The following is a 20674-nucleotide window of genomic DNA, read 5'->3' as shown; positions in this document are numbered from 1 at the left end:
CCATCGGCATGCTACCCAAGCCTTGCCAAGAGAGTTATCATGAATACCCTAGTCGTACACTCAGGTTTATGAGGATAGTGATGATCAGCATTTCCGACACCGCCCAGGCCCATTTCCGTAAACTGCTGGAAAAACAGCCTGATGGCACCAATATCCGGGTGTTTGTGGTCAATCCGGGAACCCAGAATGCCGAGTGCGGCGTATCATATTGCCCACCCGACGCGGTCGATCCGGAAGATCAACACCTGCCCTTCAGCGGCTTCGACTGCATGGTCGATCCCCTGAGCGCTCCCTTCCTGGTGGATGCCACCATCGATTTCGTCACCGATCAGATGGGCTCCCAGCTCACCCTGAAAGCCCCGAACGCCAAGATGCGCAAGGTGGCCGACGATGCTCCGCTGATCGACCGTATCGAGTACGTGTTGATGTCCGAGGTGAACCCCATGCTGGCCGGTCACGGCGGCAAGGTCACCCTGGTCGAGCTGACCGAGGACAAGCTGGCCATCCTGCAGTTCGGCGGCGGTTGCAACGGTTGCTCCATGGTCGACTACACCCTGAAAGAGGGGATCGAGAAGCAGCTGCTGGAGAAATTCCCGGGCGAGCTCAACGGCGTCAAGGATGCCACCGAACACCAGCGCGGCGATCACTCCTACTACTGATTTGCTGCCCTTGTCGCAAAGACATGCGGCAAAGAAAAGGCCCCGCCAGCTGGCGGGGCCTTTTGCATTCTGCAGCGGGCGGATCACTCGTCCTTCTTGTCTCGCGACAGCAAAGCGATGGCCGCCTCTTTCGGATTCTTGCCTTCGTACAGCACCTTGAAGATCTGCTCGCAGATGGGCATCTCGACGCCACAGCGGGCCGCCAACAGATGCACCTCCTTGGTGTTGCGATAGCCTTCCACCACCTGGCCGATCTCGGTCATGGCGGTGCTCACATCCTTGCCGGCCCCGAGGGCCAGCCCGAAGCGACGGTTGCGCGACTGGTTGTCGGTACAGGTCAGCACCAGATCCCCGAGCCCCGCCATCCCCATGAAGGTCTTGGCGTCGGCCCCGAGCGCGGCGCCCAGGCGCTGCATCTCCACCAGACCCCGGGTGATGAGCGCGGTCCTGGCGTTGGCGCCAAAACCCAGCCCGTCGGAGAGACCGGCACCGATGGCGATGACGTTCTTGACCGCCCCGCCCAGTTGCAGACCGATGAAGTCCGGATTGGTATAGACCCGGAACGAACGGCCACAGTGCAGCAGCAGGGAGAGATCGTCGGCGAAGTCGTCGTGGGTCGACGCCACCGAGATGGCGGTCGGCAGACCGGCGGCCAGCTCCTTGGCGAAGGTAGGGCCGGAGATCACCGCCAGCGGCATCTCGTCACCCAGCACCTCGCGCGCCACGTCTTGCAGCAGACGGCCGCTGTCCGGCTCCAGCCCCTTGGTGGCCCAGGCGATACGGGTATCCGGGCGCAGGAAGGGTTTGACCTGGGCCAGCACCTGGCCGAACACATGGCTCGGCACCACCACCAGCAGCACGGGGGCGGCTTGTACCGCCTGTTGCAGATCGGCGGTCAGCTGCAGATCGGCAGGAAAAGGGACATCCGGCAGAAAAGCCTTGTTGCAGCGGTCTTGTTCCAGCTCGGCGACATGGGCAGGGTCGTGACCCCACAGCAGGGTCGGATGACCGTTGCGCGCCAGAGAAATGGCAAGGGCGGAGCCATAAGACCCCGCCCCCAAGACCGAGATAGCGATCTGGTCGGCCATTATCAGGCTTCCGCAGTCGCCTGCTGGGCCTGTGCCTGCGCCATGTGCTGGGCAAACAGGGCATCGAAGTTGACCGGTGCCAGGTTCAGCTGCGGGAAGGAACCCTTGCTCACCAGGCTGGACACCGCTTCGCGGGCATACGGGAACAGGATGTTCGGGCAGAAGGCAGCCAGGCAGTGAGCCAGTTGCGGCTCCGGCAGGTTGCCGATGGTGAAGATACCGGCTTGCTGAACTTCACACAGGAAGGCAGTTTCGGTTTCCAGCTTGCAGGTCACGGTCAGGGTCAGCACCACTTCATAGACGCTGTCGGCCAGGATGTTGGTCTTGGTGTCCATGTCCAGCTTGACGTCCGGCTGCCACTCTTTCTGGAAGATGTGCGGGGTATTCGGCGCTTCGAAGGAGACATCCTTGGTGTAGACGCGCTGGATGTGGAATTCCGGTTGTACTTCCTGGTTGTTGATCTCTTCAGCCATTTTGTTTGATTCCTTTTTATGAAAATAGGTGGGCGCAGGCCCTTAAATCAGCGTTTTTTGGTCACCGGCAGATTCTCTGCACGCCACTGGGCCATGCCACCGCTGAGCACATACACCTGCTTGAAGCCGGCTTTGCTCAATTGGCGACCCGCGCCACCAGCAGTCATCCCCGACTCGCACACCACTATGATGGGGGCATCTTTATGCTTTTCAACCGGGCCCAGATTATTGCTCTGGATCTGGCTGAGCGGCAGGTGCTGGGCACCGGCCAGATGGCCCTTGGCAAACTCTTCCTGACTGCGAATATCCACCACGGTGGCGTTTTCACGGTTGATCAGCAGGGTTGCGGTGTGGTTGTTCACCGACTTCACCGGAGAAAAACGAGCACGCACCGTGGTGTAAACCAGGGTGCCTGCCAGGCCGAACCAGGCTGCGGTCAGCAGCGGGTTGCGGGCCGCAAAATCCAAATACTCTTGCATCTTCTACTATCCAGGGACCAAGACAAGTGCCCGAGTATACATGGGGACCCAGCCAAGATCAGCCATCTTGGCGGCAAAGCGGGAGCGGGCTCCCACCAGACGGGGACGGGGGAAAGTGACGGCATAAAAAGTGGCATTCGGCCCGCTAGGGGGAGGATTCGTCGAGTGGTGCGACAAGCCGGCGACAAAGAAGAAACAGCTCGGCAACAGCGTGCGGCCCCCGCCGGACGGGGCTTGGCTATCAGGTGACTATTTCGGCAGATGTAGTAATATTACGCTAGTTTCACTTCCCGCAATTCATTCCTATCCGAGAGGACATAGCCTTATGTCAACAGCTAAGAAACCTTTGGTTCTGGTCATCATGGACGGTTGGGGCTACAGCACCAAGCAAGAGCACAACGCCGTCGCTGCCGCCAAGACTCCCAACCTCGACCGTCTCACCCGTGACTACACCAGCACCCTGATCTCCGGCTCCGGCCTGGACGTGGGTCTGCCGGATGGTCAGATGGGGAACTCCGAAGTGGGCCACGTCAACATCGGCGCCGGTCGCATCGTCTACCAGGAACTGACCCGCATCTCCAAAGACATCCAGGACGGCGACTTCTTCCAGAACGTCGAGCTGGCCAAGGCGGTCGATGCTGCCGTGACCAAGGGCAAGGCCGTACACATCATGGGCCTGATGTCCCCGGGTGGCGTGCACAGCCACGAAGAGCACATCATGGGCATGATCGAAATGGCCGCCAAGCGTGGCGCCGAGCAGATCTACTTCCACGCCTTCCTGGATGGCCGTGACGTGCCGCCGCGCTCCGCCCAGTCCTCCATCGAGCAGTTCGATGCCCTGTTTGCCCGTCTGGGCAAGGGTCGCTTCGCCTCCATGATCGGCCGTTACTACGCCATGGACCGCGACAACCGCTGGGATCGCGTGCAGCAAGCCTATGACCTGATGACCCAGGGCAAGGGCGAGTTCACCGCCGACAGCGCCAGCGAAGCCCTGGCCGCCGCCTACGCTCGCGACGAGAACGACGAATTCGTCAAAGCCACCCGCATCGGTGCTGCCGCTCCCATGCAGGATGGCGATGCGCTGATCTTCATGAACTTCCGTGCCGACCGTGCCCGCGAGATCACCCGCGCCTTCGTCGACAGCGACTTCACCGGCTTCGCCCGCACCGCCACCCCGGCGCTGAACTTCGTGATGCTGACCGAGTACGCGGCCGACATCAAAACCGCCTGTGCCTACCCGCCGACCGCGCTGGTCAACACCCTGGGTGAATGGCTGGCCAAGCAGGGCAAGACCCAGCTGCGCATCTCCGAAACCGAGAAGTACGCCCACGTCACCTTCTTCTTCAACGGCGGCGAAGAGGCCTGCTTCACTGGCGAAGATCGCGAAATCGTCGCCAGCCCGAAAGTGGCCACCTATGACCTGCAGCCGGAGATGAGCTCCGAAGAGCTGACCGACAAGCTGGTCGGCGCCATCAAGAGCGGCAAGTACGACGTCATCATCTGCAACTACCCGAACGGCGACATGGTCGGCCACACCGGCGTGTTCGACGCCGCGGTCAAGGCCTGTGAAGCGGTTGACCACTGCATCGGTCGCGTCACCGACGCCCTGGCCGAAGTGGGTGGCGAGTGCCTGATCACCGCTGACCACGGCAACGCCGAGAAGATGATGGACGAAGAGACTGGTCAGGCGCACACCGCCCACACCAACCTGCCGGTTCCGCTCATCTATTTCGGTCGCAAGGCCGAGGTGGCTGAAGGCGGCAAATTGTCCGATCTGGCCCCCACCATGCTGACCCTGATGGGTCTGCCGGTACCGCCGGAAATGACTGGCAAGCCCCTGATGATTCTGAAATAATCCTTCCCCATGCGGGGATGCGAAGTGATTTCAACCAAAACCAGTCGCGTCGGCCTGTTGGCCGGCGCGCTGTTTTTTTGTCTGTCGTTCGGGCCGGCCACGGCTTGGGCTGCCAACCAGCAGCTCGGTGCCATGCAGTCCCAGATCAAGGAACAGCAGCAGACCATCAAGCTCAGCAAGCAGGAGCTTGCCAAGCTCAACACCCAGCTCAAGGCTGATGAGCAGGCCATCTCGGCCGCCGCCGCCAAGCTCGAACAGACCAAGCAGCAGCTCAGAGAGAACCAGCAGAAACTGGTAGGGCTGCAGCAGGACAAGCTGGATCTGGAACAGCAGGCCAGCCATCAGAAGCAGTTGCTGGCCAAGCAGGCTGAGAGCGCCTTCACCGCCGGCAACCAGGATTACCTCAAACTGCTGCTCAATCAGCAGGATCCGGCCAAACTGAGCCGCTCCCTCGATTACTACGACTACCTCAACAAGGCCCGCATCGAAGCCATCGAGGCGCTGCGTGCCACCCGCACCAAGCTGGCCAAAAACCAGCAGGCCACTAAAGAGACCGAAAGCCGGCTGCAAAGCCTGCTGAGCGAACAGCAGCAACATCACCAGAGCCTGCTGGCCAGCCAGCAGAGCCGCGCCAAGGTGCGCAACCAGCTGCAGCAATCGGTACAGGATGACGAACAGAAACTGAGCAAGCTGGTCAAGGCGGAAAAAACCCTGAAGGCCCGCTTGGAAGAGCTGCGCCGCCAGCGGGAAGAGCAGGAGCGCCGCGAACGGGCCGAGCGGGAACGCCTCGCCAAGCTGAAGGCGGAGCAGGAGCGGCAGCGCAAGCTGGCAGAGCAGCGCCGTGCCGAACAACAGCGGCTCGCTGCCCAACAGAACAAGGCAGCCCAGCAACAGCAGCCGGCCGAGGAAGTGGCCAGCAGCAAACCCGAGCGAGGCTCTGGGATCAGCAGCGCCGGCTATTACAGCGGGCTCAAGACCAACGGCAGCCTGCGCTGGCCAGTGCAGGGCCCCATCCTCATCGCCTACGGCTCGCCGCGCACCGCCGAACTGAAGTGGAAAGGCACCCTGATCGGCGCCAGTGAAGGCACCCAGGTCAAGGCGGTGGCACCAGGCCAGGTGGTCTATGCCGACTGGCTCGACGGCTTCGGCATGCTGCTGGTGATCGATCACGGCCGCGGCTACATGAGCCTCTACGGTCACAACCAGTCGCTGCTGCGCCAGGTGGGCCAGAACGTGGAACAGGGTGAACCGGTGGCGCTGGTCGGCGACAGCGGTGGCCAGGACAGACCCGGCCTCTACTTCGAGATCCGCTATCAGGGCGAGGCGATCAACCCCACCAAGTGGCTGGCCAAGCGCTGATCACCGCCACCCGGCCGCCAACCTGCCATCCAGAAAAGCCTGCATCATGCAGGCTTTTTTGATCGCCGCCTGCAGCGGGCATGACGGCGGATGACGAAAACTTACCTCTTTTCCTGCCGGCTCAGGGGAAGACGATCAGCCCGATCTGCTCCAGCAAGGCCTGCTGCTGATCTTCGTTGATCTGCACCCCGTCCAGATTGACCCGCCGCAGATCCAGCCCGGGCAGATCGCACTGGCGCAGGTCACAACCCTGCAGGTTGACGCTGGCCCAGTCTATTTGGCCAAACTCGGAACCACTGAGATCGGAACCCGCCAGCGAGGCACCGAACAGGTTGGCCCCCTGCCAGCGATTGCCGCTCAATTCACATTGCTCCAGCAGGCACCCTTCGAAATTGGCGTAACTGAAGTTGTTGCCGGTCAGATGGGCCTCGCAGAAGTAGCTCTTGACGGTGATCTGGTTGGCAAAGCTGGCGCGGGAGAAGTTGATCCCCAGCGCCTGACAGTCGCGCAGCTCCAGCCCCAGACATTGGCTTTGGCTGCAGTCGGCCATGGTGAGATCGCAGCGCAGGAAGCTCGCCTCGCGCAGATCGCAGCCCTGCAGCAAGCAGCTCTGCTCGCTCTCCCGGTCATAGAAGCTGCAGTCGACGAAGCGGCATTCGGCCAGATCGAGCCAGGAGAAGTTGCAGCCGATGAAACGGCAACCCTGGAACTGCTCCCCCTCCAGGTCTTGCTGCTCGAAGCGCACACCCTCGAAGCACTTGTCCTTGATCATCCCGCGACTCCCCCTGTTGATGGCGTCATATGCTGACTTTGTTAAACAAAAACGGTAATGTTACGTGTAACATTTCTGCCGGATCCCGAGATGAACGACACCCGCAAGCGCCGCCCCACCCTGCAGGACATAGCCGACCTGACCGGGGTCACCAAGATGACCGTCAGCCGCTACCTGCGCGACCCACAGGCCGTGGCCGAGGGCACCCGCGAGCGGATCGCCGCCGCGGTGGAGGAGCTCGGCTACATTCCCAACCGGGCGCCGGACATTCTCTCCAACGCCACCAGCAAGGCGATCGGCATCCTGATCCCCTCCCTCTCCAACCAGGTCTTCTCCGCCGTGGTGCACGGCATCGAGTCGGTGACCCGGCCCGCCGGCTACCAGACCCTGCTGGCCCACTACGGCTACAGCCCGGAGCGGGAAGAGGAGCAGGTCGCCTCCCTGCTCTCCTATCACGTGGATGGGCTGATCCTCTCCGACAGCCAGCACACCGAGCGCACCCGCAAGATGATCGCCACCGCCGGCATCCCGGTGGTGGAGACCATGGATCTGCCGCAGAATCCCATCGACATGGTGGTCGGCATGGATCACCGGGCGGCCGCCCGGGCCATGGTAACAGAGATGCTGCGCCGGGGCCGACGCAAGCTGGTCTATCTCGGCGCGCGGCTCGACGTGCGCACCCAGCTGCGGATGGAAGGCTACTACCAGGCGATGCAGGATTTCGGCCTGAGCGGCCAGCACCTGCTGACCGAGCAATCCTCCAGCTTCACCCTCGGCGGCCAGCTGCTGGAGCAGGCACTGGTGCGCTATCCCGATCTGGACGGCCTGTTCTGCACCAACGATGACCTGGCGGTGGGCGCCCTGCTGCAGTGTCAGGCCAAGTGGATACCCGTGCCCCAGCAGATCGCCATCGCCGGCAGCAACGCCCTCGACATCGGCCACGCCATGACCCCCAAGCTGGCCAGTATCGTCACGCCCCGCAAGGAGATCGGCCGTGCGGCCGCCACCATGCTGCTGGCCCGCCTCAACGGCCAGCAGCTGGCCGACACCCGGCTCGACATGGGCTTCTCCCTGTACGAGGGGGACAGTCTGGGCTGAGGCCCAGATCCTCGCCATTCAACCAGAACAGAGCAGGCCACCCGAGGGTGGCCTGCTTGCTTGGCAAACGGAAGGTCCGGCTCACGCCGGCGTCAAATCAGGATGCGACCAGGGCGACGGCTTCGCGGGAGAGGCGGGTCACCTCTTCCCAGTTACCGTTCTTGACGGCCTCGGCCGGCAGCATCCAGGAGCCGCCGACGGTGGCCACACACTTGAGCGCCAGATAGTCGGCCACGTTTTTCGGGCCGATACCGCCGGTGGGACAGAACTTCACCTGGGGCAGCGGCGCGGCGATGGCGGAGAGCGCCTTGGTGCCGCCGTTCGCTTCGGCCGGGAAGAATTTGAGGTGGTCGTAACCGGCTTCCAGCGCCTGCATCACCTCGGACGGGGTGGCCACGCCCGGGATCAGCGGCGCCGTGCTGTTGGCCGCGTGGGCCAGCAGGGCCGGGGTCATCCCCGGGGAGATGACGAAGCGGGCACCGGCGGCCACGGCAGCGTCAAACTGCGCGCAGTTGAGCACGGTACCGGCACCGACCATGGCGTCCGGCATCGCCTTGGCGATGAGGGCGATGGCCTCCAGCGCGACCGGAGTGCGCAGGGTGATCTCGAACACCGAGATGCCGCCGTCCAGCAGCGCCTTGGCCATCGGCAGGGCCTGCTCCAGCTCATTGATGACCATCACGGGTACCAGCGGGGAGGCGGCAAACACCTCGGCCGGGGTCACTTTCCAGTTCTGCATAGCTCTTCCTTAGTCAAAGATGGTGGCGCCACACTCGGCGCTCGATACCGCGCGACGCATCACGCTGAACAGTTCACGGCCCCACCCCTCTTGTTCCAGAGTGAGGTCGATCTCGGCCTGGGTACGGCCACTCAAATCGGTCAGGCAGTCGAGACTGCCGGTTACCGCATCCACCCGCAGCAGGTCGCCATCGGCAAGCAGGCCGATGGCCCCGCCGTGCAGCGCTTCCGGGGTGACGTGGATGGCGGCCGGGATCTTGCCGGAGGCGCCGGAGAGACGGCCGTCGGTGACCAGCGCCACCTTGTAACCGGCTTTTTGCAGGTTGCCGAGCACCGGCATCAGCTTGTGCAGCTCCGGCATGCCGTTGGCGGCCGGGCCATTGTGGCGCACCACGATGACAGCATCCTGATTGAGATCGCCCGCCTTGTAGGCCGCCTCCACCGCATGCTGGGAGGAGAAGACCCGCGCCGGCGCCTCGATGACGCGATACTCGGGGGCCACGGCGGAGACCTTGACCACGGCGCGGCCCAGATTGCCCGCCAGCAGCTTGGTGCCGCCGGTAGCCTGAAATACGCTGCCGGAAGGCGACAGCACGCTCGCATCGCCGCTCTCGCCCACCGGCTGCCACACCAGCCGGCCATCCACCAGTGCTGGACGGCTGAGGTAATCCTGCATCTCGCCAAACACCGGGGTGGCGTCCAGGTGGATCAGCCCTTCTTGCGCCAGCCGGCGCATCAGGCCGGGCACGCCGCCCGCCTGTTCGAAGGCGTTGACGTCGGCCGGGCCGTTCGGGTACATGCGCACCAACAGCGGCACCACGTCGGAGAGATCGCTGATGTCGTCCCAGGTCAGGTGCAGACCGGCGGCGCGGGCCAGCGCCACCATGTGGATGCTGTGGTTGGTGCTGCCGCCGGAGGCGAGCAGGGCCACCAGCCCGTTGACCAGCGAGCGCTCGTCGATCACCGCACTCAGGGGGCGATAGGCCGGGGAGCCCGGGATCATGGCGCTGATGCGGCGGGCCGCCTCCTCGGTGAGGGCGCGGCGCAGCTCGCTGTGCGGGTGAACGAAGGCGGAGCCCGGCAGCATCAGGCCCATGGCCTCGAACACCAGCTGATTGGTGTTGGCGGTGCCGTAGAAGGTGCAGGTGCCCGCCGCGTGGTAGGCGCCACACTCCATCTGCAGCAGGGCGTCACGGCCCACTTCGCCGGCGGCGTACTGCTGGCGCACCTTCACCTTCTCGTCGTTGCTGATGCCGCTCGCCATCGGACCGGCCGGCACGAAGGCAGTGGGCAGGTGGGCGTGGGAGAGCGCCCCCATGATCTGGCCCGGCGCTATCTTGTCGCAAATGCCGAGCAGCAGGGTGGCGTCAAAGGTGTTGTGGGAGAGCGACAGCGCAGTCGCCTGGGCGATCAGATCGCGGGAGAACAGGGACATATCCATCCCCGGCTGCCCCTGGGTCACGCCATCGCACATGGCGGGCACGCCGCCGGCCACCTGGGCGCTGTGGCCCAGCTCGGCCAGCGCGGCCTTGATGATGTCCGGATAGCCCTGATAGGGCTGATGGGCGCTCAGCATGTCGTTGTAGGCGGTGACGATGCCGACGTTGGCGCGGGTCATGTCGAGGATGCGCCCCTTCTCGTTACAGCTGGAGGCGGCCACGGCGTGGGCCAGGTTGCCACAGGCCAGCGCGGCGCGGGTCTTGCCCTGATCGGCCTGACGCTGGATGCGGGCCAGGAAGGCCTGGCGACGGGCGGCACTGCGCTCGCGAATGCGGGCGGTGACGCTGGAAATGACCTGATGGATCATTGGGCTTGCTCCAATGCTGTGACGGCGCGATCAACCACCTGTTCGAAGGTGCCGTCGATATCGATGTGGAATACACCGGCTTCGCCGTCCGGGCGCTCCAGGGTATCGAACTGACTTTGTACCATGCTTTCGCGCATGAAGTGGCCCTTGCGGGCCCGCATCCGCTCGAGGATCAGCGGCTGGCTGCCGTCAAGGAAGAGGAAGCTAACCGACTCGTTGCCTTCACGGATCTGGTCGCGATACTGCTTCTTGAGGGCCGAGCAGACGATGACGCCCACCTCGTTCTTCTGCTCCAGGCTGTAGGCCGCGTCGCGGATCCGCTCCAGCCAGGGGGCACGATCCTCGTCGTTGAGCGGGTTGCCGCCGGCCATCTTCTGGATATTGGCCCTGGGGTGCAGATCATCACCGTCGATGAACTTGGCGCCCAGCACGCTGGCCACCTTGAGGCCCACGCTGGACTTGCCGCTACCACATACACCCATCACGATAATGCTCTTACCCGCCATTGTTTGACCTCTATCTCATTTTTCAAAAAACGTGCTGCCGATGGGTTCTAACTTAGCACGTTACCGGTAACATGTTACCGGTAACAACAAGAATTGTGAAGTCTGCCACAGACTGAGCGCACTCATAGTCACCTGGGCAATCGAGTTTGAGCCCTGGCCATAAATCTAAATAAATCATAAAGATATGGTCTGCCGACGGATCGGCAGGGTGTCGACACTGAACTTGGAACAAGGAATGCACAACAATGTCTGACCTCTCCCTGATCATGACGGCCGCCGGCTCCATCGTGCTGCTGCTCTTTCTGGTGATGAAGGCCCGCCTGCACGCGGTCGTCTCCCTCATCCTGGTCTCCATGGTGGCCGGTCTTGCCGCCGGCATGAACCCGGCCGACATCGCCGCCACCATCCAGAAAGGGATGGGCGGCACCCTCGGCTTCGTCGCCGTGGTGGTGGCACTGGGCGCCATGTTCGGCAAGGTGATGGAAGTCACCGGCGCCCTCGACCGGGTGGCCCACACCCTGCTCGGCAAGTTCGGCGTCAAGCGCGCCAACTGGGCCATTGCGCTGACCGGCTTCGTCTGCGCACTGCCGCTGTTCTTCGACGTGGCCGTGGTACTGCTGATCGGCGTTGCCTTCGCCATCGTCCGCCGCGGTGGCGGCAGCGTGGTGAAGATCGGCATCGCCCTGCTGGCGGGCATCGCCACCTGCCAGGCCTTCCTGATCCCGGCGCCGGGCCCCATCCTGGTGGCGTCCCAACTGGGCGCCGACTTCGGCTACATGATCCTGTTCGGCCTGATCGCCGCCGTTCCGGCCCTGATCCTGGCCGGCCCGCTGTTTGGCGAGCTGATCAGCAAGGTGGTGGACGTGCCACTGCCGGCCGACGCCCAGAGCAGCGCCCACGACGACGGCCAGAACCTGCCCTCTTTCGGGCTGGCCATGGGCCTCATCGGTCTGCCGCTGCTGCTGATCGGTCTCAAGACCATCGTCGGCCGCTTCGTCGAGGCCGGCACGCCCCTGCACGGCTGGCTGGAGTTCATCGGCCACCCCTTCACCGCCATCATGGTCGCCTGCCTGGCCGCCTTCTACCTGCTGGGGATCCGTCGCGGCATGTCCCGTGACGAAGTGATGAACGTCTGCAACAGCGCCATCCAGCCGGCCGGCGTCATCATCCTGGTGACCGGTGCCGGTGGCGTGTTCAAGCAGATCCTGGTGGATTCCGGCGTGGGTGCCGCCCTTGGCAACATGCTGGCGGACTCCGGCCTGCCCATCGTCGCGCTGGCCTTCATTCTGGCGGCCGCGGTGCGGGTCATTCAGGGTTCCGCCACCGTCGCCATGCTGACCGCCTGCGGCCTGGTGCTGCCGATGCTGGAGCCGCTCGGCCTGAACGGCGCCCAGCTGGCGGCGGTCACCATCGCCATCGGCGGCGGGGCCATCGTGCTCTCCCACGTCAATGACTCCGGCTTCTGGCTGGCCAACCGCTACCTCGGTCTCACCGAGAAGCAGACCCTGCAGACCTGGACAGTGATGGAGACCATCATCGGCACCACCGGCGGCGTGATGGCGATGATCATCTACAGCTTCCTCTGATCGCAACCGTGCGGAAAAAGGCCTCCAATGTGAGGCCTTTTTCATCTTTATGACGATTCTTTCTTTGGCTAACAGGGCGAGATTGCTAGAATCGCCTATCCATCGCTCCGAGTGGAACGCTTAACGCAGTGATTTCAGGTTTCTCTATGCATTCATCGGCACATTATCGACAGCTGCTGGCGCGCCTGCCCCAGATCGCCGTCGCCGCAGACCAGTTTGAAGTGCTCAACAGCGCCAAGGACTTCAAGAGCCGGATCCTTTCGCTCATCGCCAGTGCGCGTCAGCGCATCTATCTGGTGGCGCTCTATCTGCAGGATGACGAGGCGGGACGGGAGATCCTCTCCGCCCTCTACGCCGCCAAGCAGCGCAACCCGGCCCTCGACGTCAAGGTGTTCGTCGACTTCCACCGTGCCCAGCGCGGCCTGATCGGCAAGGGCAAGCAAGGCGGCAACCACCTGATGTATCAGGAGATGGCCGCTCGCCATGAGCACCAGATCGCCATCTACGGCGTGCCGGTGAAGGGGCGTGAGCTGCTCGGGGTGCTGCACCTCAAGGGCTTCATCTTCGATGACACCCTGCTCTACTCCGGTGCCAGCCTCAACGACATCTACCTGCACCAGCAGGATCGCTACCGTTTCGACCGCTATCACCAGATCACAAGCCCGGAGCTGACCCGCAGCATGGTCAACTACGTGGATGACCTGTTCCTGCGCAGCGAGGCGGTGCAGCGACTGGATCGCACCGACATCCCCAGCGCCAAGCAGCTGAAGGGGCCGATCCGCCGCTTCAAGCACAACCTGCGCCTCGGCCAGTACCGCTTCGACACCATGCCGGTCAACAGCCAGGAGGTGGCCATCACCCCGATGAGTGGCCTGGGCAAGCGCGGCAACCAGCTCAACAAGATGATCCGTACCCTGGTGCGGGCCACCGAGCGGGAGATCTTCATCTGCACCCCTTACTTCAACCCGCCCAAGGAGTTGAACAAGGATATCGAGGCCCTGCTCAAGCGCGGCTGCAAGGTGACGATCGTGGTGGGCGACAAGACCGCCAACGACTTCTTCATTCCGCCGGAGGAGAAATTCTCCACCATCGGCGGTCTGCCCTATCTGTACGAGACCAACCTGCGCAAGTTCGCCGAGCGCAACCAGCATCACATCGATGCCGGCCGTCTCAACCTGATGCTCTGGTGCTGCGAGCGCAACTCCTACCACCTCAAGGGGATTTTCGTGGATGACGAGTGGGCCCTGCTCACCGGCAACAACCTCAATCCCCGCGCCTGGGCGCTGGATCTGGAGAACGGCCTGCTGGTCTACGATCGCCGTCACCTGCTGCGGCCCCAGTTCAATGCCGAGCGCGAGAACATCCTGGCCAACACCAAGCGCATCAGTCACTTCGATCAGATCGAGCAGATCCAGGACTACCCGGATCAGGTGCGCAAGCTGCTGGCCCGGATCCACAGGGTCAAGGCCCACATCCTGCTCAAGCGCATCATCTGACCGGCGCGCCTCGCGCACTCGGGTATCCTCACAAGGGCCTGCCGCACATCGGCAGGCCCTTGTCATTGGGGGCCCAACCCCCACCAGCCGAGCCCCAACCGCACGACGCGGCTTGCGTCGAGACAGCAATAAACCCTATCATCTGGACATATTTACAGTGTTTTCGGGCATCTAATTGATGAAATTGGATAAAATCTCCCTCGACAGCCTCAAGGGCGTCGGCAGCAAGATGCAGGAAAAGCTCGAGCGGCTGGGGCTGGCCACGGTGCAGGATCTGCTGTTCCACCTCCCCCTGCGCTACGAGGACCGCACCCAGGTGTGGCCCATCGGTGATCTGCCGCCCGGCCTGCACGGCGCCGTCGAGGGGGAGATCCAGGACACTCAGCTGGTGATGGGGCGTCGCCGCATGCTGGTCTGCCGCATCAGCGACGGCACCGGCACCCTCACCCTGCGCTTCTTCAACTTCACCGCTGCCCAGAAGAACAGCCTGAGCCCGGGCCGGCTGATGCGCTGCTTCGGCGAGGTGCGCCCCGGCAAATACGGGCTGGAGATGGCCCACCCCGAGTACAAGCTGCTCGGCGAGGAGCAGGCCGGCCAGACCGAAGAGGCGCTCACCCCCGTCTACCCGACCACCGAAGGGCTGCGCCAGCTCACCCTGCGCAGCCTCACCGATCAGGCGCTGGCCCAGCTCGACCTCTACGGGGTAGAGGAGCTGCTGCCTGCCGGCCTCTATCCCCAGCAGATCGATCTGGCCGCGGCCCTGAAGCTGCTGCACCGTCCACCCCCCTCGGTGGCGCTGGCCCTGCTCGAGAGCGGCCAGCACCCGGCCCAGCAGAGGCTGGTGCTGGAAGAGCTGCTGGCCCACAACCTCTCGGTCTTGAAGGTGCGGGCCCAAGCACAAACCCAGCTGGCTCGCGCCCTCAAACCGGCGCCGGCGCTGGTAGAACAGCTGCTCGACGCCCTGCCGTTCACCCCCACCGGCGCCCAGAACCGGGTGGTGGCGGAGATCGGCCGAGATCTGCAACAGAGCCATCCCATGATGCGGCTGGTGCAGGGGGACGTGGGCTCAGGTAAAACGCTGGTCGCGGCGCTGGCCGCCCTGCAGGCCATCGGCAACGGCTGTCAGGTGGGGCTGATGGCGCCGACCGAGCTGCTGGCCGAGCAGCACGCCATCAACTTCGCCAAGTGGCTGGAACCGCTCGGCATCGGGGTCGGCTGGCTGGCGGGCAAGCAGAAAGGCAAGGCACGAGAAGAAGCGCTGGCCGCCATCGCCGATGGCAGCGTCAAGATGGTGGTGGGCACCCACGCCATCTTCCAGGAGCAGGTGGTATTCCAGCGCCTCGCCCTGGTCATCATCGATGAACAGCACAGATTCGGCGTGCATCAGCGGCTCGCCCTGCGGGAAAAAGGGGAGCGGGAGGGGGTACATCCCCATCAGCTGATCATGACCGCCACCCCCATCCCCCGCACCCTGGCGATGACCGCCTATGCCGACCTCGATACCTCCATCATCGACGAGCTGCCGCCGGGCCGTACCCCCATCACCACGGTGGCGCTGCCCGACAGCCGCCGCCAGGACGTGATCGAACGGGTCAGACTGGCCTGCGAAGAGGGCAAGCAGGCCTACTGGGTCTGCACCCTGATCGAGGAGTCGGAGGTGCTGGAGTGCCAGGCCGCCGAGGACACCGCCGCCGAGCTGCAGAACCTGCTTCCCGGCCTGCACATCGGGCTGGTGCACGGCCGGATGCGGCCGGTCGAGAAACAGCGGGTGATGGAGGAGTTCAAGGCGGGCATACTGCAGCTGCTGGTCGCCACCACCGTCATCGAGGTGGGGGTGGACGTGCCCAACGCCAGCCTGATGATCATCGAAAACCCGGAGCGACTGGGGCTGGCGCAGCTGCACCAGCTGCGCGGCCGGGTCGGGCGTGGCTCGGTGGCCTCCCACTGCGTGCTGCTCTATCATGCCCCCTTGTCCAAGACGGCCCAGAGCCGGCTCGGGGTGCTGCGGGAGACCAACGACGGCTTCCTCATCGCCCAGCGGGATCTGGAGCTGCGCGGCCCGGGGGAACTGCTCGGCACCCGCCAGACCGGTCTGGCTGACCTCAAGATCGCCGATCTGGTACGGGATCAGCCGCTCATCCCGCAGGTGCAGAAGATGGCGCGCTTCCTGATGGACCGCCACCCGAGCCATGTCGAACCCTTGATACGACGCTGGCTCGGCCTGCGGGATCACTATTCCAATGCTTGACCAAGGCAGATGCAGAAGATGGTCACATTGCCTGATGGACCGCCACCCGAGCCATGTCGAGCCGCTGATTCGCCGCTGGCTCGGCCTGCGGGATCACTACTCCAATGCCTGACCAAGCAACAGAAACAGGAGGAAAGTACTGATGAATTCCTGGCTGCGCGGCCTGCTCTACACCCTTGCCTTCCTGTTGCTCTTTGTCTGGGTCGGGCTCGGTCTGTTCGACGCCGAGCGGGCCAAGGGGCCCATCGCCGGCTGGCTCAGCCAGCAGACCGGCGTGCCGGTCACCATAGGCCGGCTGGTGTTCAACCCGCTTCATCCCTACACCCTGCTGGCAGAGCAGGTGAGTTACGGCAATGCCGTGACCCTCGACAAGATCTATCTCGAGATAGAGAGCATCGACTGGCTGAGCCGGGACGTGCGCATCGCCCATCTCGATCTCATTCGCCCGGCCATCAAGCTGCCGTTGCCCAACCAGCTGCCGAGCCTGCCGGTGCACTCTCTCACCATCGCCGACAGCACCATCGACCGGCTCAGCCTGGAGAGCGACGGGCTGACCCTGCGCGGCCTCAACGCCACCCTGAGCGACTGGCAGCTGCTCAATCCGGTGCGCCCGCCCCAGGCCAACCTGACTCTCAACATCAATGAGCTGGCGACCCCGGCCTGGGCCCTCTCCCGTCTCAATCTGGCCGGCCGGCTGGAGGGGCAGGTACTGAGTACCGACAAGCTGACCGCCAACCTGTTCGACGGTCTGCTCGAAACCGGCATGGTGCTGGACTGGCCCGCCCGCAGCCTGCGGCTGAACAACCTCAAGACCCAGGGCATGCGCATCGAGTGGGGCACTCTTGCCAAAGCCGAATCCCCCCTGCGCCAGGTCAGCCTGGATCTCGGCCAGATCCGGGATCTCAGCTTCAACGACATCGAGCAGGAGCTGGCCCTCAACAACCTCAACGGCCAGCTGACCGCCTTCAACTGGCAAGCCGGCAGCACGCCCAGCGGCTACTTCTCGGGGACCCTCGGCGATCTCGGCCGTGGCCTGTTCCAGCTGGAGGCCATTCAGGGCAAGGTCGCCTTCTCGCCCCAGCAGCTGGATGCCGAGCTGCAGGGCAAGGCCTATGAAGGGGAGTTCAACCTGGAGCTCTCCCTCGATCCCCTGCAGCAGAAGCTGACCCTCAAGGACATGGCGCTGAGCGGCATGGACATCAGCCTGCCGGAAGGGTGGTGGCAGGATTGGCAGCGCTGGCGCCCGCAGCAGATCGACATCCGCAAGCTGGCCTTCGACAAGCTCAAGGTGCTCTCCTTCGACGATACCCTGCCCCTGTCGCTGACCGGCTGGCAGTTCTACCTGACCGATCTCAGCCTGCGCGGCAACCAGCCGGGGCCGCTGCTGGGCCGGGCCCGGCTCGAGAGCGCCTGGTTCGAACTGGTGTGGGACGGCCTCAGTGCCCGCAACGGCGAGCTGGATGGCGAGCTGACGGCCGGCTCCTGGCAGCTCAACAAGCTCACCAGCTCGCTGCCGGATGAAGGCAGCCTCAGCCTGAGCGGCCAGTGGGGGCGCGAGCCGGGCCAGACCAGCCGGTTGCAGCTCAAGGGCGAGAAACTGGATCTGGTGCAGTGGGGCAAGATCCTCCACTCCCCCGTCTCCTTCGCCGGCAAGATGGATCTGAGCGCCGATCTGCAGGCGCTGCACGGCGGCACTCCGGGCGCCTGGCGCAGCTCCCTGCAGGGAAACATTGCGCTCGATGCCACCGAGCCGTTCTGGGACAAGGTGAAGATAGATCCGCTGCTGGATCAGTGGTTCAAGCAGGTGGCGGCGCCAACCCTCAGCCCGGGCGAGCTCTGGCAGGCGATGCAGGAGGGCGACACCCCCTTCTATCGCATCAAGCTGCAGGGCAAGGTGGCGCAAGGCCAGCTGAAGATCGAGCAGGCCGGCGCTTCCACCATCACCCACCTGCTGGGGGTGCAGGGCAGCGTCGATCTGGTCAATGAGCAGTGGCAGCTGGATCTGGGCGTCCTCAACGGCCAGCACTGCGCCGAGCTGCTCGGCCAGTGGCGCGGGCCGCTCGCCGAGCCGACCCTCAGCTGGGGCTTCCAGCAAAAACCGGACGGCTGTGGCTGGGAGACCGGCGTACGCTACCCACCCCAGGGCAACAGCAGCCCGCTCTGGCGACCGGCGCCGAAAGCCCAGGCCGCACAGGCGGCCAACGGCTAGCCGACAGAAAGCAACAAGGCCTCGTGATGAGGCCTTGTTGCTTGATGGGAACCAGCGCGGGGCTACTGGCCCGGCCGCTTCACCGGCTGCACCACGTAGTGACCGAGGAACTCGGCCGCCAGCTTGTCGCCGCTGAAAAGCTTGATCTTGAGGCTGAACTTGGCAGATTCGCCAGCCTTGAGCGGCTCGAGCACGGCGGGCATGCCTTCGCGCGCCACCCGCGCCTCCGGCTCCTCCTTGACCGGCCGATAGTACTTGATGTTGCCCTCCGCCAGCACTGTATCCCCCACCAGCCCCGCCTCCTTGAGCTGCAGCCAGATCAGGCCCCATCCCGCCAGCACGCACTGGCTGTAGATGCTGCCGGCGAACATGGTGTCGTGCACGTTGAGATTGGCCGCCAGATTGGCCTTGAGGTGGAAGGTCTGGCCGTCGTAGTGGGTGATGTGCACCCCCATCTTCTCGCTGATGGGAATGCCGCGCGACCAACGGGTAGTGAGATCCTGGCACCACTCCGGCCGGTACTGGATGGTCTGCAGCGGGCTCAGGGACTTGATCATCTGGCGGTGCGGGATGCGACCGAAGGAGACGGGGCCTTCCCCCACCTCGAGAAAGCCGCACTTGCGGTAGAACTCCACCGCCTCCTGGCGGGCATTCATCACCAGCCGCTTCACCTTCTCGCTGCGGGCCAGTTGTTCGAGATCTTCCACCATGCGGGCACCCAGCCCCTGACCACGAAATTCGGGGCGCAGCGCCATGAAGCGGATCTGGGCCTCGTCACCGCCGACAAACAGCCGCCCCACCGCGATGGGCGTGCCGTCGGGGGCCAGCATCAGCCGGTGAATGGCGACGGTATCGTATTCATCCCGCTCGGAACCGACGGGCAGATTGAAGGGTTTACGCAGTAGTTCCCAGCGCAACTGGTAGTAAGCGTCCAGCTCGGCGGCCGTTTGAGGAGTGACTACCCGGTACATAAAGCGATCCTTGAGTTAGCGCCGACGGACAGACGGAAGGGCTTGCGCACCCATGCCTCCCAGCTCAACTGATAATGGGCATCCGGTTCGGCTGCCGTCTGGGGGGTGACCACCCGGTACATAGTTCCATCCTTGAGTTACACTGGTCGAAAACCATCTTGCCGTGCAAATTCATGGACTTCAATCTGCAAGCGTACCAAGCCGACCACTTATTGCACCTCAGCGCCAAGCCCCAGCGTCGGCTCACCGTACAGGAAAATGCCCATCATCGCTGGTTGGAGATCGACGGCGTGGTGCAGTCGGCCATGTCCCTGGCCGAGCCCGCCACCCTCTGCCTGCCGCACCAGCAGGTGATCGCCTGTCTACTACCCGAACAGGCCGGCAGCATCCTCGAGCTGGGGCTGGGGGGCGGCGATCTCACCCGCCATCTGCACCAGCGCTGGCCCGATGCCCGTCACGAGTGCGTCGACCTCGATGAAGAGGTTATCACCCTCTATCAGCTGTTCTTTCAGCCCGACCAACACCCACAGCGCACGCCAACCCTGCACCAGGCCGATGCCCTCGCCTTTCTGGAACAGAGCGAGGCGCAGTACGACCTCATTCTGCTCGACCTGTTCAGCCAGGACGGCAACCCGCCCCTGCTGTTCCAGGAGCGCATTTATCAGGCGCTGGCCCCCCGCCTGAACGGCGAGCTCATCATCAACCTGCTGCCGCGCACCCGTCTCGAGCTGACCCGGGTGCTGATGCTGCTGGAGCAGTGGGTCGGCCCCACCACCCCCTACCCGGTGCCGGGGCTGCGCAACGTCCTGCTGCACACAGCCCCCCGCTACGAGCTGGCGTCAGACCTGTAGCCAGAAGGTAACCGGGCCGTCGTTGACCAGCGCCACCTTCATGTCGGCAGCGAAGCGGCCGGTGGCGGTCGGGATGCCGCTGGCAGCGGCCTGCGCCACGAAGTAGTCGTACAGCCGCTCGGCCTCGACCGGATTGGCGCCGCCGGAGAAGCTGGGTCTCATCCCCTTGTTGGTATCCGCCGCCAGGGTGAACTGGGAGACCACCAACAGGCTGCCGCCGGCCTGGCTTACGTTGAGGTTCATCTTGCCATTCTCATCGGAGAAGATGCGGTAACCGCTCACCTTGTGCAGCAGCTTGTCGGCCTTGGCCTCGTCATCCCCCTGCTCCACCCCGAGCAGCACCAGTAGACCCTGGCCGATGGCCCCGGTCACCTCGCCCTCTACCGTTACGCTGGCCTCGCTGACCCGCTGAATCAGTGCAATCACATCCCTCTCCTCTCAAAACAAAACGACCGCCCCCATCTGCTGACGGGGGCGGT

The 20674-nt window shown here is 64.1% G+C and carries 18 protein-coding genes; 9 read left to right on the top strand and 9 right to left on the bottom strand.

Annotation, left to right across the window (positions count from 1 at the left end):
• The first annotated feature begins 80 nt into the window (after positions 1-80).
• Positions 81-659 carry a Fe-S biogenesis protein NfuA gene (nfuA, locus tag PG899_RS09715; RefSeq protein WP_005307891.1) on the top strand — a complete coding sequence of 193 codons (579 nt, stop codon included), beginning with the start codon at positions 81-83 and terminating at the stop codon, positions 657-659.
• A gap of 83 nt (positions 660-742) precedes the next feature.
• Here the strand turns inward: nfuA and gpsA are convergent, their stop codons facing one another.
• From gpsA to PG899_RS09700, 3 genes are read right to left on the bottom strand one after another with little or no spacing between them, the layout of a single operon-like run.
• Positions 743-1747, bottom strand: coding sequence for an NAD(P)H-dependent glycerol-3-phosphate dehydrogenase (gene gpsA / locus PG899_RS09710; protein WP_077095826.1), 1005 nt, complete (start codon positions 1745-1747; stop codon positions 743-745).
• Positions 1748-1749: 2 nt separating this feature from the next.
• Entirely contained in the window at positions 1750-2220 is a 471-nt protein-coding gene (gene secB, locus PG899_RS09705) for a protein-export chaperone SecB (protein WP_077095827.1), read from the bottom strand.
• A 47-nt stretch (positions 2221-2267) separates the two neighbouring features.
• Positions 2268-2699: a rhodanese-like domain-containing protein gene (locus PG899_RS09700; RefSeq protein WP_005307875.1), complete on the bottom strand. Its 432-nt coding sequence runs from the start codon at positions 2697-2699 to the stop codon at positions 2268-2270.
• Positions 2700-3024: 325 nt separating this feature from the next.
• Between PG899_RS09700 and gpmM the strand changes: the two genes are divergently transcribed.
• On the top strand, positions 3025-4554 hold the full coding sequence (gene gpmM / locus PG899_RS09695) for a 2,3-bisphosphoglycerate-independent phosphoglycerate mutase (protein ID WP_143238965.1): 1530 nt from the start codon (positions 3025-3027) through the stop codon (positions 4552-4554).
• A gap of 9 nt (positions 4555-4563) precedes the next feature.
• Positions 4564-5913 carry a peptidoglycan DD-metalloendopeptidase family protein gene (locus PG899_RS09690; protein ID WP_270697343.1) on the top strand — a complete coding sequence of 450 codons (1350 nt, stop codon included), beginning with the start codon at positions 4564-4566 and terminating at the stop codon, positions 5911-5913.
• Between the two features lie 121 nt (positions 5914-6034).
• Here the strand turns inward: PG899_RS09690 and PG899_RS09685 are convergent, their stop codons facing one another.
• Positions 6035-6685, bottom strand: coding sequence for a Qnr family pentapeptide repeat protein (locus tag PG899_RS09685; protein WP_077095830.1), 651 nt, complete (start codon positions 6683-6685; stop codon positions 6035-6037).
• 90 nt (positions 6686-6775) lie between these two features.
• On the opposite strand from PG899_RS09685, the gene PG899_RS09680 reads away from it, so the two are divergent.
• Positions 6776-7783 (top strand): substrate-binding domain-containing protein, encoded by a 1008-nt coding sequence (locus tag PG899_RS09680; RefSeq protein ID WP_077095831.1) that lies wholly within the window; start codon positions 6776-6778, stop codon positions 7781-7783.
• 97 nt (positions 7784-7880) lie between these two features.
• Here PG899_RS09680 and PG899_RS09675 read toward each other — a convergent pair whose 3' ends face one another.
• Genes PG899_RS09675 through PG899_RS09665 form a run of 3 tightly spaced genes read right to left on the bottom strand, consistent with a single transcriptional unit; the run spans position 7881 to position 10834 of the window.
• Positions 7881-8522 carry a bifunctional 4-hydroxy-2-oxoglutarate aldolase/2-dehydro-3-deoxy-phosphogluconate aldolase gene (locus PG899_RS09675; RefSeq protein ID WP_043162453.1) on the bottom strand — a complete coding sequence of 214 codons (642 nt, stop codon included), beginning with the start codon at positions 8520-8522 and terminating at the stop codon, positions 7881-7883.
• A gap of 9 nt (positions 8523-8531) precedes the next feature.
• A complete protein-coding gene (edd, locus tag PG899_RS09670) occupies positions 8532-10328 on the bottom strand; it encodes a phosphogluconate dehydratase (RefSeq protein WP_077095832.1) in 1797 nt (598 codons plus the stop codon).
• The gene (locus PG899_RS09665) at positions 10325-10834 is read right to left on the bottom strand and encodes a gluconokinase (protein WP_005307862.1); all 510 of its coding nucleotides are present in this window, start codon (positions 10832-10834) and stop codon (positions 10325-10327) included. Before PG899_RS09665 ends, edd begins: the two co-directional genes overlap by 4 nt.
• A 245-nt stretch (positions 10835-11079) precedes the next feature.
• Here PG899_RS09665 and gntU point away from each other — a divergent pair, with 245 nt between their 5' ends.
• From gntU to PG899_RS09645, 4 genes are all read left to right on the top strand, one after another.
• Positions 11080-12420: a gluconate transporter gene (gene gntU / locus PG899_RS09660; RefSeq protein WP_077095833.1), complete on the top strand. Its 1341-nt coding sequence runs from the start codon at positions 11080-11082 to the stop codon at positions 12418-12420.
• 146 nt (positions 12421-12566) lie between these two features.
• Positions 12567-13916 carry a CDP-diacylglycerol--serine O-phosphatidyltransferase gene (gene pssA, locus PG899_RS09655; protein WP_016349097.1) on the top strand — a complete coding sequence of 450 codons (1350 nt, stop codon included), beginning with the start codon at positions 12567-12569 and terminating at the stop codon, positions 13914-13916.
• A gap of 178 nt (positions 13917-14094) precedes the next feature.
• The gene (gene recG, locus PG899_RS09650; RefSeq protein WP_179101370.1) at positions 14095-16164 is read left to right on the top strand and encodes an ATP-dependent DNA helicase RecG; all 2070 of its coding nucleotides are present in this window, start codon (positions 14095-14097) and stop codon (positions 16162-16164) included.
• A 142-nt stretch (positions 16165-16306) separates the two neighbouring features.
• Positions 16307-18373 (top strand): AsmA-like C-terminal region-containing protein, encoded by a 2067-nt coding sequence (locus PG899_RS09645; protein WP_077095835.1) that lies wholly within the window; start codon positions 16307-16309, stop codon positions 18371-18373.
• A 62-nt stretch (positions 18374-18435) separates the two neighbouring features.
• On the opposite strand, the gene PG899_RS09640 is transcribed toward PG899_RS09645, so the two are convergent.
• The gene (locus PG899_RS09640) at positions 18436-19344 is read right to left on the bottom strand and encodes a bifunctional GNAT family N-acetyltransferase/hotdog fold thioesterase (RefSeq protein WP_011704289.1); all 909 of its coding nucleotides are present in this window, start codon (positions 19342-19344) and stop codon (positions 18436-18438) included.
• Positions 19345-19517: 173 nt separating this feature from the next.
• Between PG899_RS09640 and PG899_RS09635 the strand changes: the two genes are divergently transcribed.
• A complete protein-coding gene (locus PG899_RS09635; RefSeq protein ID WP_026080434.1) occupies positions 19518-20195 on the top strand; it encodes a spermidine synthase in 678 nt (225 codons plus the stop codon).
• On the opposite strand, the gene dtd is transcribed toward PG899_RS09635, so the two are convergent.
• Complete coding sequence (gene dtd, locus PG899_RS09630; RefSeq protein WP_049046762.1) at positions 20184-20621, bottom strand: D-aminoacyl-tRNA deacylase; 438 nt, start codon at positions 20619-20621, stop codon at positions 20184-20186. The two genes, PG899_RS09635 and dtd, sit on opposite strands and share 12 nt — an antisense overlap.
• Between the last annotated feature and the right edge of the window lie 53 nt (positions 20622-20674).

The sequence above is a fragment of the Aeromonas sp. QDB39 genome (genome assembly GCF_027707585.1).
GTDB classification, from domain to species: domain Bacteria; phylum Pseudomonadota; class Gammaproteobacteria; order Enterobacterales; family Aeromonadaceae; genus Aeromonas; species Aeromonas hydrophila.
Note: the sequence above shows the minus strand (reverse complement) of the source record. Positions and strands in the feature narration are given on the sequence as shown.